We start from the raw sequence: 17,439 nt of genomic DNA, 5'->3' as shown, positions 1-17,439 counted from the left end.
TTAGCGCTTCTCTTTGTTTCTTTTTGATTCGGTTACCTGAATAAACCATGGGCGAGACTTATAAAATGCCCGGGTTAGGTAAATACCTAGCATGAGCGCTAAAAAGACGATAATACACGCAATAAAAGCAAGTTGGTAACGCAATGTCAGTGGGCTCTCGAGGACTGCCTGCGTATTCATGTGAATATTCACATAACCTAGTAAATTTTCATTATCGTCAGTGATAACGCCAACATAAGTTAGCGGCGTTACACTTTGAGATTGGCTCATCGCTACCACGCTTTCAATTTGGGGCAAAGGGGCAATATATCTTCCGTCTTTATCGAACACGGACAAGGCAAGAATGTGTGGTTCGTTTATCAAAATAGCAGCGACACTTTCAATGTAATCCCTTCTGGCAATACTGTTCGATAACACCGTGCCAGCATCTGTTCCAAGGTTTTTACTAGTGAGCTGATCTGCTATGAATGCGGGCTGAAGAAGTTTTGCATATTGTCTGGCAATACTTTCTCCAGAAAAGCGGGTTTGAACTGTCAACCAGTCATTTTGGTACTGCTGTAACAAAAGTATTAACACAACCACCAGCGCAAATACCGTGCTCACTACTAGGGTATGAAATAGCCTTTTCAATGCAGTATACAAAGAGTGGGAGCTGCTTTTAACTTGTAATTGGGCTTTGCTAAGCACGTCTACCAATGCGTAATTCCATAAATGCCAAGAGTTGCCTAACAGTAGGTGAAATCTAAATAATTTTAAAGAGGATATTTTATTAGTTAGCCTAATTGGTTAGCATTAGTGCATCATTTGCCAACCACCGCAGTTTCTGTGTGCGTTATGAAAAACACCTTTACCATTAATATTAGTAACGACCATATTCATCTAGCTTCCTCGCTGTCAAACATTGTCAATAATGAGCACAATGAACACTCTTATTCGCATACGCTGACTATAATCGGTCAAGCGGTTACACCATATTTATTGAATGGTGTATGTGAAAAGCTCAACGATGTGTTCACGCCCCTGAGCGCCGCGTTTCATCATTTGCATCAGCAGATGGGTGACGACGTTGTTGAAGTTAGAGGAGATCTACGTAACGCAGACCTTGAAAAGATCAAGCCGCTACTTGGTGATGTAAGTAAAGCATTCAACCTCGATGTCAGCCTTCAGGCATCTCGACCGTCTTTGTCTAAGCCTGGGCTACTGGTCATGGATATGGATAGTACCGTGATTGCCATTGAATGTATCGATGAGATAGCAAAACTAGCTGGGGTTGGCGAGCAGGTTGCAGAAGTTACAGCAAAAGCCATGCGCGGCGAAATAGCTTTTAACGACAGCTTAACGCACAGAGTAGCATGCTTAGAAGGTGTACCTATTGAACATCTGAATCAAATACGTGACAGTATTCCTATTATGCCCGGTATTCAATCGTTGATCAGTCACTTGAAAAAGCATGACTGGAAACTAGCCATCGCGTCGGGGGGCTTTACTTTCTTCGCTGATCATCTAAAAGCGAGACTGGAACTTGACTACGCAATATCGAATACACTTTCGACAAAAGACGGGTTCTTAACCGGGAAGGTAGAAGGCGAAATCATTAACGCTGATGTAAAAGCTCGCACAGTAAAAGCGCTGTCTGAAAAGTGGCAAATACCATCTACTCAAACTGTGGCGATGGGCGATGGCGCCAACGACCTAGTCATGATGGCCGAGTCTGCCTTAGGCGTGGCGTGCCACGGAAAGCCTTTAGTTAACGAAAAAGCAGACGTGGCAATACGCGTGGGTAGTTTGCATAGTCTTCTGTATTTCTTAGATAAATAACTGATCAAGATCAGTGATAGGGTAACGCTAGCTTTTCAATGTAAATCGAGCTGGCGTTCACTCGTTTTCGGTTAGCATCAACCCGACGGCTCAGCGCTAAAAGCAATATACTCTCGCGTTTATATATTGTACTTGACGCCAAATTATACAGGGAAAGTAGCAATCTTCAGCTGCGCGCGTTTACAGTAACGCCAGGCTGAACTGTACTTTTAAGGGTTTTGTTTGCTGTGATGTCTTCCATCGTAAAACCGTATCTGATTAGAGCTTCGTCGGTCACGTCGATTAGGTGAGAACATGCTGCAATGCTCCACATTTTTTTCTCTAACTCGCGGGCTCTGTGCATGGCGTACATGGTAACGTAATTAATCTCTGTTTGCAGCATGGTTAAGTCAGGCTTACCCGTGGTGGTTAGCATAACGTGTATAGCAACAAACTGGCCTCGAACCATGGCTTCTCTAATAAACGCACGGCGCTGCTCGTTACTTTCAAATTTATGCGAGTAACGAGGAATAATTGCCATTCGGGGTTCTTTTTGAGACGCATCAAATGAAATGAAGAGCTCTTGTCGCAAAGGCATATTTTCAAGCTTGACCGCTTTAATTCCACTTTGAACAAATGGTGAATCTTGCTTTCTATCTCGGAACAAAAACTCCAGATTCACCTTGCCACGCTCTGCATACTGCGTAGTAAGTGTGGTAATTCTTTCGTCTTGTTTCCCGACAATACACGCCTGGGGCGTGTATCGCACCCCTTCTTTGCTCATCAGAAAAGATAGAGATGTAGCGTTTCTGGCGTTTATACAGCGAAGCGCTTGTCCAATGCCAGGCACCTCTTCTTCATCGTTATCGACCTTTAAATTGCCTTTATTCTTTTTAATTAACTCTTCAAAGAAATTACGTGCGCTTTTGCCTTCATCGCCGGTCGCGGTTTTCAGGTGAAGGATATTTTTCTCTACATTGTGATAGATGATATCGTATTGAAGATGCATAACATCAAAAGCGTTTGCTATCTCTTGAAGGCGAGGGAACGCGACTTCGACTCTACCTTCTAAACTGCCGTTGTAGTCTTTTGCAAGCTCAATTCGAAGGCCTAAGCCCTGAACTGAAATATCCTCGCTTATGCCTCGATGGACCGTCGTCTCACCATTAAACCTTGCCTCAATCTGTGTTCTTAACTGATAGCGGCTTTCTATGCGCTGTTCTTCGTACTTGAAGCGAACCAGATGAATGTTAGAGGCTGCGCGATTTCTAGGGTGACCAAAAATTCTCAAGTGGGAAAGGTTGTCTCGATTAAACTTAAGCTCATTATAGGTTTCTTGCCCCGTTACCGAGGTAACATCCGTTACATGAGCGAGGTAGCGCAGATTTTTAAGCTTAGACATCAATCGCGCCGAGGGCGGTGTATTGAGTTTTTTTACTTTGTGGCCAACAGAGTCTGGAATCGAGAGCGGGATGTGCGCTTGTTCAGGCTCCATATCTGTTAGCGTTACTTTAAACACTCGCCAGCTGGCTTTTCTTGAACCAAAGCCTAAGAATACCCGGGACAGCACTTCTTTCTGTTGAAGCTCTTCATAGGAGGCTGAATAAAAATACACTTTGTCGCTATGCAAGTGCGTAAAACTGAAGACAAAAATTTCTCTTACTTCTTCCGATTTGTTGAGCAATCGCATAAGTCTTTCTTGCGTAAGTAAGAAATTCAAGCGACAGTTGTCTTCTTCATCTTGCCAGTATTGAACGGTTTCTCGGTTAACTTCATTTACCATTGCATAGCGTGGAACCAAGGTTTCGTTAACAACATCAATGAATATTGGCAGAGTGGGGCTACGAGGAGAAAAATACTGCTCGGAGGTCTTACTGGTTATCGCTTCGATAGTGTTCGTCATATTTACTTTATAACGGCGTTTGTTACCGTGTATAAAGCTCTCTAAAAACTTATCGAACGCTGGACTTGGGTGAGTTTTATCGCGCTGTAGGGCTAAGTAGTTAACGTCGTTCTTCGTTATGATTTTTACCAGTTTGTAAGCAATGCCATTTTTTTTATCCATGGCAAATTCGCTTTCAAGCCCTCTGAAGTAGATGAAAAGGGTCTCGCCTTTTTCAAAAAAAGAGTCCTTTGACAACTTTATCTGCAGGCCTTCAAGAGAAATATCTACGCTTAACCCACGCATTGATTGATTGACACTGTTGAATATTTCTACAGCAACCGCAAAGTTCATGCGCTCTGTATTACGCTGTCTATAGTCGAGAAGGTTTACGGTGGGAACTTTGAATTGTTCTAAAACTGCTGAACGTTTTTTAACTTCGGGGTTTTCCTTATCTGCGCGCTCTTGAGCAAGCTCTTTTTCACGCATTAGGCGGAAGTTATTTTCAGTGTTTTGAACGGCCTCGTACACACCGTAAGTGTATCGACCAAACACGCGCAGTTGTTCTTCAAACTTATCAACGGCCACATCATCCATGTAGTGGCTTCGCCCTTCGTGCACATACTTTTTGCACTTTCCGTCAACATGGCCGCGCAAATCTATGGTACGCATACAAGGTTTAGCTAAACGCTTTACTTCCATTTTAATTAGAAAGCGTTTTTCTTTAGGCACGTCAGAAGCAGTTTGAAGCAATACCTGGTTAAATTCAGGCTCGTTAACCATAGGCTTTAGCTGTTCAATAATGTCAGCGTATTGCTTTAAATCTTGACTCATGAATGTGCAACTTTGTTGTTTAGTATCATTATTTTAGTTGTTATCGGCAAATCAGCAAAACTCATTAACCCGTTAATTTCTTATACTTTTAGGGTATGTTTCTGTATGAAAACTGACCGTAGGTTTGTGCTTAATTCACCATTATTAAGTGTTAGAATACTCTTTTTAAGCAATGGATAAAACTGGAATATGGCAAAACGTAAAACTGCTTATGTGTGTTCTGACTGCGGGGCTGAGTTTCCTCGCTGGCAAGGACAGTGCTCGGAGTGTAAAGCGTGGAACACGATAAGTGAGTTTGTGGTTGCCAGTGCCAAAAGTGTGGCGCGCCAAACCACGTCAGGCTATGCAGGACAAACTGCTGCTAAAATTGAGACGTTAAATGCAATAGATCTCGAATCACTACCGCGATTCTCGTCAACATTTAAAGAGCTAGATAGAGTGCTAGGGGGCGGAATAGTCCCTGGGGCAGCTATGTTAATTGGTGGCTCGCCAGGAGCGGGTAAGAGTACGCTTCTGCTTCAAGTAATGTGTCAGATGGCAAAAAGTGAAACCGCGCTTTATGTCACGGGGGAAGAGTCGCTTCAGCAAGTGGCCATGCGAGCGAAGCGCTTAAATCTACCTGACGACAAGCTGATGATGCTAGCCGAAACAAACGTGGAAACCATCTGTGATTTAGCGCTTACGAAAAAGCCTAAGATTATGGTTATCGACTCTATTCAGGTAATGCACGTGTCAGATGTGCAGTCTGCACCAGGCAGTGTGTCGCAAGTACGAGAAAGTGCAGCGTATTTAACGCGCTTTGCAAAGCAAAATCATATTGCCATGTTTATCGTTGGACATGTAACAAAAGACGGTAATCTAGCGGGGCCGAAAGTTCTCGAGCACTGTATCGACAGCTCTATGATGCTGGAAGGAGAAAGTGATGGACGTTACCGTACCCTTCGAAGTCACAAAAACCGTTTTGGTGCGGTAAATGAGCTCGGCGTATTTGCCATGACAGAGAAAGGGCTAAAAGAAGTGAGTAATCCTTCCGCCATTTTTTTAAGTCGAGGTGACAATGAAACACCAGGGTCTAGCGTGATGGTAATTTGGGAAGGCACACGCCCGCTACTTGTTGAGATACAGGCATTGGTTGACTACTCGCAGATGTCTAACCCAAGACGGATTGCGGTAGGGTTGGACCAGAACCGTTTATCCATGCTCTTGGCCGTGCTTCACCGTCACGGTAACGTGCAAATGAACGATCAAGACGTATTTGTCAACGTGGTTGGTGGGGTACGCGTTTCTGAGACCAGCGCTGACCTTGCTTTATTATTGGCCATGATTTCAAGTTTCAGAAACCGCTCGCTACCACGAGACTTAATCGTGTTTGGTGAAGTGGGGTTAGCCGGGGAAATTCGCCCGGTGCCGAATGGAACGGAACGCATTATCGAGGCGGCGAAACATGGCTTTAAGCGGGCGATAGTGCCAAAAGCAAATGCACCTAAACAAGCTATAAACGGAATGCAAGTGGTGCCGGTGGCACGTTTATCTGAAGCTTTAGACGCACTTGAGTAATGCGAAAGGCTCAACGTTTAAGTAAAGTATTGACGGTGCCTGTTAGATTGAAAGGCCTATTGAATGGGCCTTTCCTGCATTAAACGAGTGAAACGCGTTTTTTTTAGAGGTTATTGTGGCACCTGATAAACCGCATTAACTAACGCATTCAGGTCTTTCTCTTCAATACTGGCGTCGTCGCTGTTTAAAGTAATTAAACGACGAAGGGCGCTAATGCTGTCTACATCCATTCGCTCAACTTTACAGCCTAATGAAACCCGTTCTTTTCTACTGTCGGCATGACGATACAACTGCGAAATAGAAAGGGTTATTACAGGACTGTCTTCATTTGCTTGGAAGGTAGCAGTGTAAGGGTCGTGACTGTCGAACGGTAAGTGTGACAATGCCGTTTCGGTAGCTTGAAGTTTAATGCCTTGAAGCGATACGTCGCTGACTACCACATCAATACTTACGTCATTGTGAGCCAGTGTACCATTTACATTAAGTGATACTCGTTGGAATTGGCGCTTGTCTGTCATTACTCGTATACCTAATGTTTGTCTACGCTATCATACCAGTCCGCAGAGTGGGTAATGATCTATGCGGACTGGTATTAGTATTGGCTAATTTGCGCTCGTTCGCAACGAAAAGCCGCCAAATAAAAAAGCCGCTATCGTCGATAGCGGCCTTTGGTGTCGGTTCAGAGTTACAACACTCTACATCTCTGATTTTGTGTTATTTAGACATACGCTTATATTTAAGGCGATGCGGTTCAACCACATCTTGTCCAAACTCTTGCTTCAACCAGCTTTCGTAGTCTGAATAGTTACCTTCGAAGAAGTTGATGTTACCTTCATCGCGATAATCCATGATGTGCGTTGCCACGCGGTCAAGGAACCAACGGTCGTGCGAAATAACCATGGCGCAGCCAGGGAACTCCAGCAACGCGTTCTCTAACGCGCGAAGGGTTTCAACGTCTAGGTCGTTGGTTGGCTCATCCAGTAGCAACACGTTGCCGCCTGCTTTAAGCAGTTTTGCAAGGTGAACACGGTTTCGCTCACCACCTGACAAGTCTTTGATAAACTTCTGCTGGTCGGTGCCTTTAAAGTTAAAGCGACTGCAGTAGGCACGGCTGTTAATTTCAAAGTTACCAATGCGAATAATGTCTTGCTCGTCAGAAATTTCTTTCCACACGGTGTTGTTTTCGTTCATGTGGTCGCGGAACTGTTCTACCGCAGCAATTTGAACGGTTTCCCCTAAATCGATGGTACCTGAATCAGGTTGCTCAGCACCGGTAAGCATTCTGAACAAGGTTGATTTACCCGCACCGTTAGGGCCAACAATGCCTACAATGGCACCCTTTGGTACTTTAAACGTTAAATCGTCAATAAGTACGCGATCACCATAGGACTTTTTAAGGTTGCTAACTTCGATAACCTTGTCACCTAAGCGCTCACCTGGTGGAATGAAAAGCTCGTTTGTTTCGTTACGCTTTTGGTAATCGCTGGTAGATAGTTCTTCAAAGCGAGCCATACGAGCTTTGCTTTTAGCATGACGACCTTTTGGATTTGAGCGTACCCACTCAAGTTCCTGTTTCATGCTCTTCATACGCGCCGTTTCGGTACGCTCTTCTTGCTCAAGTCGGTTTTCTTTTTGCTCCAACCAAGAAGAGTAGTTACCTTCCCACGGAATACCTTCACCACGGTCAAGTTCTAAAATCCAACCTGCAACGTTATCAAGGAAGTATCTATCGTGGGTAATAGCGACTACCGTACCTTCATAATCGTGAAGGAAACGCTCTAGCCATGCGACTGATTCTGCGTCTAAGTGGTTAGTGGGTTCGTCTAGAAGCAACATTTCAGGCTTTTCTAGAAGTAGGCGGCACAGCGCTACACGGCGGCGTTCACCACCAGATAGTTTGCTAACGTCCGCATCCCACGCTGGAAGGCGAAGGGCATCAGCAGCACGCTCTAATGCATTTTCTAAGTTGTGGCCATCTTTGGCTTGAATAATGGCTTCTAGCTCACCTTGCTCTTTTGCAAGGGCGTCAAAATCAGCATCCGCTTCTGCATAAGCGGCATACACTTCATCAAGGCGAGTCAGTGCATGTTTAACATCGGCGACTGCTTCTTCGATATTGCCACGAACATCTTTGGTTTCATCAAGCTGAGGCTCCTGTGGAAGGTAGCCCACCTTCAAACCTGGTTGAGGACGCGCTTCACCTTCGATGTCGGTATCTACGCCGGCCATAATGCGAAGTAAGGTAGATTTACCCGCACCGTTTAGACCTAGCACACCAATTTTGGCACCCGGGAAAAAGCTAAGAGAGATATTTTTTAGAATGTGTCTGTTTGGTGGGACGATTTTGCCCACGCGATGCATACTGTAAACGTATTGAGCCATGCTCTATCCTCGCTGAAAAAGCGGTGAAAAATAATAAAGTCCTAATTGGGCGTATTCTACTCGTAACAGGGTAGTTTATGCTAGGGGCTGTTGACCTTTGATGTACAGAAAAGGTCAACAGCCCAATGTCACTTACGCTTGGTGTTTTCATGACTGGTGATATTTCGAGCGCTCATGCCAAAAAGATTGATTTATGCGTCGGTTGACGAGGCGATTTAAGGTAAACTTAGTTTTATAAAAATAAGTAATTTATAAGAACGAGTAAACTTGTGCTTCTGGGTGAGTTTGTAAGCAAGTCAAAAGAGCCCAGAGCGATAGACTCAATAGTATTCATATATCTGAACAGGTAATTAAGATGACCGCTATGAATAAACGCACGTACAGCCTAGATGAACTTGCCAAACATGTAGGTGGGGAAGTGCTAGGCGATGGAAATGTCACCATTTCTGCAGTGGGGACGTTATCTGGTGCAGCATCGCATCAAATCTCGTTTCTAACCAACCCAAAATATAAGCCGCAGTTAAAAGATACTAAGGCTGGTGCGGTAATTCTGCACGAAAGCTTAAAAGCAGACAGTCCTGTACCTGCGTTAGTTGCGACAAACCCTCATGCTGCCTTTGCGCTTATCGCTCAGTTATTCGATACCACCCCAGCAGTAGCGACAGGCATTGCTGAATCAGCAGTTATTGCGCCATCTGCTCGCATTGGCAGTGATGTATCCCTAGGTCACAATGTGATCATTGAAGAGAACGTGGTTTTAGGCGATAGAGTTACGGTTGGTGCAAATACCGTTATCCGCAGGGGCACCCATATCGGTGAGGGCTGTACTATCCACCCGAACGTGACTATCTATCATGACGTAGTAATTGGTAAGCGCGTGACTATTCATAGCCAAACGGTGATTGGTGCGGCAGGCTTTGGTTACGCAAACGACAAAGGCGTATGGATCCCTATCCCACAAACCGGGTCGGTTCGCATTGGTGACGACAGTCAGATTGGCGCAAGTAGCAGCATTGACCGCGGTGCTATGGAAGATACGGTGTTAGGCACCAACGTAATTATCGACAATCAAGTACAAATTGGCCACAACTGCATCATTGGCGATCATTCATGCATTTGCGGCGCTACTGGTATTGCCGGCAGTTGTCACATTGGCAAACACGTGATTATCGGTGGTGGAGTGGGCATCAACGGGCACATCAGCATTTGTGACAATGTTCAGGTGACTGGCTATACCATGATTGTACAAGATATCACTGAACCGGGTGTTTATTCTTCTGGCCAGCCAGCACAAACTAACCGTGATTGGCGTAAAAATACAGTTCGCCTTGCTAAAATTGGTAGTTTATTTGACCGTGTTAAAGCCCTTGAAAAACAGGTCTGATCTCGCGCTGGCGCAGGTATTACGTTAAACCTGCGCCATTTATATTAATTTGGTCATAAAGCGGTATACAAGTAACCGAAAATGACTAGAATATGGCTCGAATTTGAGCAATCAGTGCGTAACGCCATATAAAAACCGCAGTTAAGGAGCCCCCATGTTTTCTCGCGAAATGAATATAGCCGACTTCGATCCTGAATTAGCCGATGCAATGTCTAAAGAGGTTGAGCGTCAAGAACATCACATTGAGCTAATTGCCTCTGAGAACTACTGTAGTCCACGTGTAATGGAAGCACAGGGTTCGCAGCTTACTAACAAATACGCGGAAGGCTATCCAGGCAAGCGTTACTACGGTGGTTGTGAGCACGTAGACGTTGTTGAGCAACTAGCTATCGACCGTGCAAAAGCATTATTCGGTGCAGACTACGCAAATGTTCAGCCACACGCTGGTTCACAAGCTAACTCTGCCGTATTCATGGCACTACTTGACGCAGGCGATACGGTGTTGGGAATGAGCCTTTCTGAAGGTGGTCACCTTACTCACGGTTCACACGTAAACTTCTCTGGTAAAACCTACAATGCTGTACAATATGGTCTGAACAAAGAGACCGGCGAAATCGATTACGCTCAGGTTGAAGCACTAGCTAAAGAGCACAAGCCGAAAATGATTATCGGTGGTTTCTCTGCGTATTCAGGTGTTGTTGATTGGGCGAAATTCCGTGAAATCGCTGATAGCGTTGGCGCATACTTGCTTGTAGATATGGCGCACGTAGCAGGTCTTGTAGCAGCGGGCGTTTATCCAAACCCACTGCCTCACGCACACGTGGTAACAACGACCACCCATAAAACGCTAGCGGGTCCACGTAGTGGCCTTATCCTATCTTCATGTGGCGACGAAGCTATTTACAAAAAGCTTAACAGCTCAGTATTCCCAGGTAATCAGGGCGGCCCACTGTGCCACGTGATTGCAGCTAAAGCGGTTGCTTTCAAAGAAGCGCTACAGCCAGAGTTTAAAGTGTACCAGCAGCAGGTTGTTGCAAATGCGAAGGCGATGGTTACCGTAATGCAAGAGCGCGGTTATAACATCGTTTCTGGCGGTACTGACAACCACTTGTTCCTTCTTGACCTTATTGACAAGGACATTACCGGTAAAGATGCAGACGCAGCACTAGGTGCCGCAAACATCACGGTAAACAAAAACTCAGTGCCAAATGACCCGCGTTCACCGTTTGTTACCAGCGGTCTTCGTATCGGTAGCCCAGCGATCACTCGTCGTGGTTTCAAAGAAGAACAAGCTAAGCAAGTTGCTACTTGGATTTGCGACATTCTAGATAACATGGGCGATGAGTCTGTTATCAAACGCGTTCAAGACGAAGTGGTTGCACTTTGCGCACAATTCCCTGTTTATAAATAAATAGGTTTGTGTTTTATTGCGTACTTTGGTACTAATGCTGGACTAACTAGTCTAGGTTTAATTTAGATACCTAAGTGCGCAATATTTAAGGATTATTCATGTTTTGCCCGTTTTGTTCAGAACAAGAAACAAAAGTCATTGATTCTCGTTTGGTTGCAGAAGGGCAACAGGTGCGTAGACGCCGTGAATGTATGGTGTGTCACGAGCGATTCACTACGTTTGAAAGTGCAGAACTCGTGATGCCCCGCGTTATTAAACGCGATGGTTCCCGTGAACCGTTTAACGAAGACAAACTTCGTGCAGGCTTGCAGCGCGCACTCGAAAAGCGCCCTGTAAGCACCGAGAAAGTTGAACAATGTATCCTCTCACTTAAATCACAGTTGCGCGCAACCGGTGAACGTGAAGTGAGCAGTGAATTGCTCGGCAACCTTATTATGAAAGCCCTCAAAGAACTTGATAAAGTTGCTTATGTCAGGTTCGCCTCCGTTTATCGCTCTTTCGAAGATATTCGTGAATTCGGAGAAGAGATTGCACGATTGGGAGATTAAGTCGGCGACCTCTCAAACATCAGACACTTAGGGCTACAACAGGAATCCAAGTGAACCACGATACGGTTAAAAACGATTATTTTTGGATGGCAAAAGCCATTCAGCTTGCCCAACAAGGGCGCTTTACCACTTCTCCTAACCCTCGCGTAGGCTGTGTAATTGTTGATGAAAAAAATCAATTGCTTGGTCAGGGATATCACATTCAAGCTGGCACACCCCATGCCGAAGTTCATGCACTAAGACAAGCATCTAACGCACGTCCGCAAGGCGCAAAGGGCGCAACAGCTTACGTTACGCTTGAACCTTGTAGTCATTTTGGCCGCACGCCGCCTTGTGCAGTAGCTTTGGTTGAAGCGAAGGTGGCGCGGGTGGTTATTGCTATGACCGACCCTAACCCGAATGTATGTGGAAAGGGTATTAACATCTTACAGGAAGCAGGTATTGAAGTAGTTAGCGACGTGATGGCTGCTGAAGCCGCTGCGCTAAATCCAGGGTTTATTAAACGCATGCTTACCGGTAAGCCCTTTGTTCGCGTGAAATTAGGCATTAGCCTGGACGGGAAAATAGCCCTTCAAAATGGCGTAAGTCAGTGGATCACTGGTCCAGAGGCAAGGCGAGATGTGCAGCGCTATCGCGCGCAAAGCTGTGTAGTGTTAACGGGCTCCGGCACGGTAAAAGCTGATAATCCTAGCTTGTTGGTGCGAGAAAAAGAGGCTCAGTTCGAAGACTATCCTCTAGAGCACACCCGTCAACCAGCTCGGGTTGTTGTCGATGGCAAGAGCGCGCTTAGTCGAGGCTACGCATTGTTTAATGACGGCAACCTAACCTTAACTGCTACATCGCAAGCCCATCCAGATACTGCAACACAGCACTATCTTTTGGTAGATGAAAAAGACGGTAAACTCAATTTACATTCACTTATGTCAGCCTTAGGCGATAAGCAATATAATGAAGTGTGGGTGGAGGCGGGCCCAGGCCTTGCGGGTGCCTTATTGCAAGAAAGCCTAGTTGATGAACTTATTTGCTACCAAGCGCCTAAGCTTTTAGGTGATAAAGGAGTAAGTATGGTTAATTTACCCGCGTTCACGTCGCTAAATGAATGTATTTCGCTTTCGCTTATTGAAAATCGTCATGTGGGTAACGATATTAAGCTTATCTTCCGTCCTGATGTTAGCAACACCCGTGGTTAACGCGATTAAAGAGGAACTTTATGTTTACTGGAATTATTCAAGCGCTAGGTACTATTAAAAAGCTTGATAACCGAGGCAACGATATTCGCCTAACCGTTGCATCGCCTACGCTTGATATGTCTGATGTCGCACTTGGCGACAGTATTGCGACCAATGGTGTTTGCTTAACAGTCACCGATATGGGTCTCGATTATTATTGCGCTGATGTGTCGGCAGAGACCATCAAATTAACTGGCTTTGCTCATTACAGTGCAGGCTCAACGGTGAATCTAGAAAAAGCGATGCGCCCTAGCGACCGTTTAGGTGGCCACATTGTGTCAGGTCACGTGGATGGTGTAGGCGAGGTTACGCAAATTATCAAACACTCAGACTATGTAGAGTTTTGGGTAAAGGCACCTGAAGCACTAGCGAAATACATTGCGCACAAAGGCAGTATCACCGTTGATGGTATCAGCCTAACCGTTAACGAAGTTAACGGCGCAGAATTTATGCTTTGGATTATTCCTCATACGCTGCAAGAAACAATAATGGGAAGCTATAAGGTTGGCACAGCGGTAAACCTAGAGGTTGATGTTATTGCGCGCTACTTAGAGCGATTGATGCTGGGCGACAAAGCCGCCGAGCCAAAAAGCAAAGGCATCGACATGGCATTTCTTGCCGAGAACGGATTTTTAAAAAAATAACCCTACAAGAAGCACACAACATGGCATTTAACACTACACAAGAAATAATTGAAGACATTCGCCAAGGTAAAATGGTTATCTTGATGGATGACGAAGACAGGGAAAATGAAGGTGATTTGATCATGGCTGCTGAGCATGTGACGCCAGAAGCCATTAACTTTATGGTTACCCACGCTCGCGGCTTGGTGTGTTTACCAATGACGCAAGAGCGCTGCCGTACGCTAAACCTTCCTTTAATGGTTGATAAAAACGAAGCGCAGTTCTCTACTAACTTTACCGTGTCTATTGAAGCGGCAACCGGCGTGACCACAGGTATTTCGGCGGCAGATCGCGCGACGACCATTAAAGCTGCTGTGGCGAAAGACGCAAAAGCGGCAGACATAGTGCAGCCGGGTCATATTTTTCCGCTAATTGCTAAAGACGGGGGCGTGTTAAACCGCGCAGGTCACACTGAAGCCGGAGTAGATTTGCCGCGTTTGGCAGGATTAGAGCCTGCTGGAGTTATTGTAGAAATTCTTAATGAAGACGGCACTATGGCTCGCCGCCCAGAGTTAGAGAAATTTGCGGTAAAACACAATCTTAAAATCGGCACCATTGCTGATTTAATTGAATATCGCAATCTTAACGAAACCACTATTCAAAAAGTTGCTCAGTGCAATATGCCAACCGAGTATGGTGACTTCGAGCTTCATACGTTTAAAGATAGTATCGACAACCAGCTTCATTTTGCTCTTAAAAAAGGCGAAATTAAAGAAGACGAGCCGACACTTGTACGTGTGCACCTTCACAATACCTTTAGTGATCTACTTGGGTCTACGCGCGGTATCCATCGCTCGATGACGCTTGCAGATGGCATGCGCAAAATTTCAGAAGACGGTGGCGTATTGGTGCTATTAGGTAAAGAAGAGCATATTGAAAGTCAGGTACGCCGCTTTGCCGCAGAAGACAGAGGCGAGCGCCCGACTGGCGCTGACTGGCAGGGATCTTCACGCACTATTGGTGTAGGCAGTCAAATTCTAGCATCAATGGGCGTACACAAAATGCGTCTCCTTAGTAAGCCAATTAAATATCACGCACTTTCAGGTTACGGCCTTGAAGTAGTTGAGTACGTGCACGATTAGTACTTAGCTGTAGGGCGGAGCTAACGTGGAGAGGGTTTGCGACGAGCAGCCCTTCCACACATAGAGTCAAGCTAAAGTACCCGGTTACGAATAGTTGAAGTTAAAGAAACAATCGATTTAGTTTAGGCGCAGTTGTGGTATACTTCGCGCCGTTTTTTCTCGAGGAATGAATCCATGCAGGTAATTGAAGGTAATATCAGAGCAACCGGTAAGAAGTTTGCTATTGTTGTATCACGCTTTAATAGCTTTGTTGTTGAAAGCTTACTGGAAGGTGCATTAGACACACTAGAGCGTCACGGTGAAGTAAGCGATGACGATATCACGGTAGTACGTGTACCTGGTGCTTACGAGTTACCTGTTATTGCTAAGAAATTAGCTGAGAAGAAGTCATTTGACGCCATTATCGCTCTTGGTGCAGTTATTCGTGGCGGCACGCCACACTTTGATTTCGTAGCAGGCGAGAGCAACAAAGGTCTTGCGCAAGTATCTCTTGAATACGGCGTACCTGTATCATTTGGCGTAATCACAACAGATTCAATTGAACAAGCTATCGAGCGTTCTGGAACCAAAGCGGGCAACAAGGGTGCAGAAGCAGCACTAGGCGCGCTAGAAATGGTTAACGTTATCGATGCTGTTGAAAAGCTTTAAGGTAAACATTAAGTGAAAGTTTCAGCTCGTCGTAAAGCCCGTGAACTCGCCCTTCAAGGTGTGTATTCATGGCAAATGAGTCACAACGATATTCAGCAGGTTGAACTGGCGCTAGCCACCAGTAACGACATGCAAAAGGTAGATATGGCGTATTTCCAAGCCTTACTTCGCGGTGTTGCACACAACGCAAGTAACCTTGATGCAACCATTAAACCTTACCTTGGCCGTTTGCCAGAAGAGTTAGACGCTATTGAAAAAGCCATCTTGCGCATTGCGACGCTGGAACTCACTGAGCGCATTGACGTACCTTACCGTGTAATTATTAATGAAGCGATTGAGCTTGCTAAAGCATTCGGTGCTGAAGAAAGTCATAAATTCATTAATGGTGCACTGGACAAAGCAGTGCGCACGTTGCGCAAAGACGAGCGCGACTAACCTTACCGTGGCGGCATGGATTGCCGCTAAAAGGGTTTAAAAATTACCGTGAAAGAATTTGATCTTATCGGCCGCTACTTCTCAAACAGCGGCCACAAACGCAAAGACGTTGTTATTGGTATTGGTGATGACTGTGCTGTAACAACGGTTCCTGAAAACCAACAGCTTGCCGTTACTACCGATACTCTTGTTGCAGGTGTGCACTTTTTGAAAGACGCACCAGCTAAGTCTGTGGCATATAAAACAGTTGCTGTTAACTTAAGCGACCTTGCCGCGATGGGCGCTGAGCCCGCGTGGATTAGCTTATCGTTGTCACTACCTGAAGTGGACGAAGCTTGGTTAGGTGACTTTGTTTCGGGCCTTTACGAGCTTACTCAGTACTATTCTGTGCAGCTTATTGGTGGAGATACAGTTAAAGGCCCTATGGCATTTACTATTACTGCTCAAGGCTTCATACCGCCTGGTTCTGAGTTAACGCGCAGCGGTGCTAAGCCGGGTGACTGGCTTTATGTCACCGGAACGCTTGGTGACGCAGGTGCTGGTTTAGATATTCTACAAAATAAGCTCAGCGTAAGCGGTGAAGCAAAAGACGTGTTGGTCAATCGTCATTATTTCCCAACTCCTCGCGTAGCGGTGGGCACAGCTATCCGACGTATTGCAACGTCGTGCATTGATATCTCTGATGGATTGATTTCAGATTTGGGGCACATCTTAAAAGCGTCTAATTGCGGTGCGAATGTTCATGTAGACCGTTTACCGTTATCACGCGCGTTAACGAGTGCCGTTACACCTGAGCAAGCGGTTGAGTATGCGCTATCTTCAGGCGATGACTACGAACTTATTTTTACCGTAAGTGAAGAACAGCGCGGTAGCTTAGAAACCTCATTGGCGAGCACAAATGTAAAGGCTACCTGTATCGGACAATTAACCGGTCATAACGGTACGCTTTCATTACTTAAGGACAATGAAAAGTACACGCCCATTAATCCGTCTGGTTACGAGCACGCCTTTTAGGCAACCACACACTCTACAAGACCAATAAGAAGGAAGAAGCATGCAGGCTGAATATCGCGCAAGAGTAAGTATGAAAAATCCCGTTCATTTTCTTGCGCTAGGTTTTGGTAGTGGGCTTGTTCCCTTCATGCCGGGAACCTTTGGCTCATTTGCAGCATTGCCGCTTCTTATCGCGTGCAGCCAGATTTCTATGATTTCCTTTATTGCACTCACGCTAATCTTTTCTGTTGTGGGTATTTACCTGTGTGGCAAGACTGCTGACGATATGCAGGTTCACGATCATGGCTCTATTGTGTGGGATGAAATTGCGGGCATGTTTGTGACCTTTCTGTTTGTACCTATTTCAGCGTCCTCTTTGCTTGTAGGCTTTGTTCTATTCAGGCTTTTCGATATCTTAAAGCCTTGGCCAATAGGTATTATCGATAAGCGCTTACACGGCGGTACAGGCATTATGCTTGACGATCTTATAGCGGGAGCGATGGCGTGCGGTTGCTTGCATGTGATGATGGTGTTTTGGCCAGCAGCACTAGCTTTGTTTTAATTGATTACGAAT

Annotated in this window: 16 protein-coding genes; 12 read left to right on the top strand and 4 right to left on the bottom strand. The window is 45.4% G+C overall.

Annotated elements, in window-relative coordinates; genetic code table 11:
- Window positions 1-696 (bottom strand): hypothetical protein, encoded by a 696-nt coding sequence (locus ACXAGV_RS00195; protein WP_474870831.1) that lies wholly within the window; start codon window positions 694-696, stop codon window positions 1-3.
- 138 nt (window positions 697-834) lie between these two features.
- On the opposite strand from ACXAGV_RS00195, the gene serB reads away from it, so the two are divergent.
- Window positions 835-1,818 (top strand): phosphoserine phosphatase SerB, encoded by a 984-nt coding sequence (gene serB / locus ACXAGV_RS00190; protein ID WP_474870829.1) that lies wholly within the window; start codon window positions 835-837, stop codon window positions 1,816-1,818.
- 166 nt (window positions 1,819-1,984) lie between these two features.
- Here serB and ACXAGV_RS00185 read toward each other — a convergent pair whose 3' ends face one another.
- A complete protein-coding gene (locus ACXAGV_RS00185) occupies window positions 1,985-4,513 on the bottom strand; it encodes a PilZ domain-containing protein (protein WP_474870827.1) in 2,529 nt (842 codons plus the stop codon).
- A 189-nt stretch (window positions 4,514-4,702) separates the two neighbouring features.
- Between ACXAGV_RS00185 and radA the strand changes: the two genes are divergently transcribed.
- Entirely contained in the window at window positions 4,703-6,070 is a 1,368-nt protein-coding gene (gene radA / locus ACXAGV_RS00180; RefSeq protein WP_474870825.1) for a DNA repair protein RadA, read from the top strand.
- A 110-nt stretch (window positions 6,071-6,180) separates the two neighbouring features.
- On the opposite strand, the gene ACXAGV_RS00175 is transcribed toward radA, so the two are convergent.
- Together ACXAGV_RS00175 and ettA are read right to left on the bottom strand one after the other, a co-directional pair.
- Window positions 6,181-6,588, bottom strand: coding sequence for a PilZ domain-containing protein (locus ACXAGV_RS00175; RefSeq protein ID WP_474870823.1), 408 nt, complete (start codon window positions 6,586-6,588; stop codon window positions 6,181-6,183).
- Window positions 6,589-6,784: 196 nt separating this feature from the next.
- Complete coding sequence (ettA, locus tag ACXAGV_RS00170) at window positions 6,785-8,452, bottom strand: energy-dependent translational throttle protein EttA (RefSeq protein WP_014950094.1); 1,668 nt, start codon at window positions 8,450-8,452, stop codon at window positions 6,785-6,787.
- Window positions 8,453-8,807: 355 nt separating this feature from the next.
- Between ettA and lpxD the strand changes: the two genes are divergently transcribed.
- The 10 genes from lpxD to ACXAGV_RS00120 all read left to right on the top strand — a co-directional run bounded on the left by lpxD (window position 8,808) and on the right by ACXAGV_RS00120 (window position 17,427).
- Window positions 8,808-9,836, top strand: a complete 1,029-nt coding sequence (gene lpxD, locus ACXAGV_RS00165; protein ID WP_474870821.1) for a UDP-3-O-(3-hydroxymyristoyl)glucosamine N-acyltransferase — start codon at window positions 8,808-8,810, stop codon at window positions 9,834-9,836.
- Window positions 9,837-9,990: 154 nt separating this feature from the next.
- Window positions 9,991-11,247 (top strand): serine hydroxymethyltransferase, encoded by a 1,257-nt coding sequence (gene glyA / locus ACXAGV_RS00160; RefSeq protein WP_474870819.1) that lies wholly within the window; start codon window positions 9,991-9,993, stop codon window positions 11,245-11,247.
- A 98-nt stretch (window positions 11,248-11,345) separates the two neighbouring features.
- Window positions 11,346-11,795, top strand: a complete 450-nt coding sequence (gene nrdR, locus ACXAGV_RS00155; RefSeq protein ID WP_012517538.1) for a transcriptional regulator NrdR — start codon at window positions 11,346-11,348, stop codon at window positions 11,793-11,795.
- Between the two features lie 50 nt (window positions 11,796-11,845).
- On the top strand, window positions 11,846-12,985 hold the full coding sequence (gene ribD, locus ACXAGV_RS00150; RefSeq protein WP_474870817.1) for a bifunctional diaminohydroxyphosphoribosylaminopyrimidine deaminase/5-amino-6-(5-phosphoribosylamino)uracil reductase RibD: 1,140 nt from the start codon (window positions 11,846-11,848) through the stop codon (window positions 12,983-12,985).
- Between the two features lie 20 nt (window positions 12,986-13,005).
- Window positions 13,006-13,668 carry a riboflavin synthase gene (locus ACXAGV_RS00145; RefSeq protein ID WP_474870815.1) on the top strand — a complete coding sequence of 221 codons (663 nt, stop codon included), beginning with the start codon at window positions 13,006-13,008 and terminating at the stop codon, window positions 13,666-13,668.
- A gap of 20 nt (window positions 13,669-13,688) precedes the next feature.
- Entirely contained in the window at window positions 13,689-14,789 is a 1,101-nt protein-coding gene (ribBA, locus tag ACXAGV_RS00140) for a bifunctional 3,4-dihydroxy-2-butanone-4-phosphate synthase/GTP cyclohydrolase II (RefSeq protein ID WP_474870813.1), read from the top strand.
- 174 nt (window positions 14,790-14,963) lie between these two features.
- Entirely contained in the window at window positions 14,964-15,437 is a 474-nt protein-coding gene (gene ribH, locus ACXAGV_RS00135) for a 6,7-dimethyl-8-ribityllumazine synthase (protein ID WP_025255832.1), read from the top strand.
- Between the two features lie 12 nt (window positions 15,438-15,449).
- Window positions 15,450-15,872: a transcription antitermination factor NusB gene (gene nusB, locus ACXAGV_RS00130; protein WP_014979773.1), complete on the top strand. Its 423-nt coding sequence runs from the start codon at window positions 15,450-15,452 to the stop codon at window positions 15,870-15,872.
- A gap of 48 nt (window positions 15,873-15,920) precedes the next feature.
- The gene (gene thiL / locus ACXAGV_RS00125) at window positions 15,921-16,886 is read left to right on the top strand and encodes a thiamine-phosphate kinase (protein WP_474870811.1); all 966 of its coding nucleotides are present in this window, start codon (window positions 15,921-15,923) and stop codon (window positions 16,884-16,886) included.
- Window positions 16,887-16,926: 40 nt separating this feature from the next.
- A complete protein-coding gene (locus tag ACXAGV_RS00120) occupies window positions 16,927-17,427 on the top strand; it encodes a phosphatidylglycerophosphatase A family protein (RefSeq protein WP_474870809.1) in 501 nt (166 codons plus the stop codon).
- Window positions 17,428-17,439: the final 12 nt, after the last annotated feature.

The sequence above is a fragment of the Alteromonas sp. ABH4_453 genome, from assembly GCF_056160665.1.
This window is presented reverse-complemented; position numbering and strand designations above follow the sequence as displayed.

What these genes read in the sequence shown, in the direction of transcription:
- serB (WP_474870829.1), top strand. Translation starts at nt 835, where the DNA reads ATGAAAAACACCTTTACCATTAATATTAGTAACGACCATATTCATCTA.
- ACXAGV_RS00185 (WP_474870827.1), bottom strand. Translation starts at nt 4,513, where the DNA reads ATGAGTCAAGATTTAAAGCAATACGCTGACATTATTGAACAGCTAAAG.
- radA (WP_474870825.1), top strand. Translation starts at nt 4,703, where the DNA reads ATGGCAAAACGTAAAACTGCTTATGTGTGTTCTGACTGCGGGGCTGAG.
- ACXAGV_RS00175 (WP_474870823.1), bottom strand. Translation starts at nt 6,588, where the DNA reads ATGACAGACAAGCGCCAATTCCAACGAGTATCACTTAATGTAAATGGT.
- ettA (WP_014950094.1), bottom strand. Translation starts at nt 8,452, where the DNA reads ATGGCTCAATACGTTTACAGTATGCATCGCGTGGGCAAAATCGTCCCA.
- lpxD (WP_474870821.1), top strand. Translation starts at nt 8,808, where the DNA reads ATGACCGCTATGAATAAACGCACGTACAGCCTAGATGAACTTGCCAAA.
- glyA (WP_474870819.1), top strand. Translation starts at nt 9,991, where the DNA reads ATGTTTTCTCGCGAAATGAATATAGCCGACTTCGATCCTGAATTAGCC.
- nrdR (WP_012517538.1), top strand. Translation starts at nt 11,346, where the DNA reads ATGTTTTGCCCGTTTTGTTCAGAACAAGAAACAAAAGTCATTGATTCT.
- ACXAGV_RS00145 (WP_474870815.1), top strand. Translation starts at nt 13,006, where the DNA reads ATGTTTACTGGAATTATTCAAGCGCTAGGTACTATTAAAAAGCTTGAT.
- ribBA (WP_474870813.1), top strand. Translation starts at nt 13,689, where the DNA reads ATGGCATTTAACACTACACAAGAAATAATTGAAGACATTCGCCAAGGT.
- ribH (WP_025255832.1), top strand. Translation starts at nt 14,964, where the DNA reads ATGCAGGTAATTGAAGGTAATATCAGAGCAACCGGTAAGAAGTTTGCT.
- ACXAGV_RS00120 (WP_474870809.1), top strand. Translation starts at nt 16,927, where the DNA reads ATGCAGGCTGAATATCGCGCAAGAGTAAGTATGAAAAATCCCGTTCAT.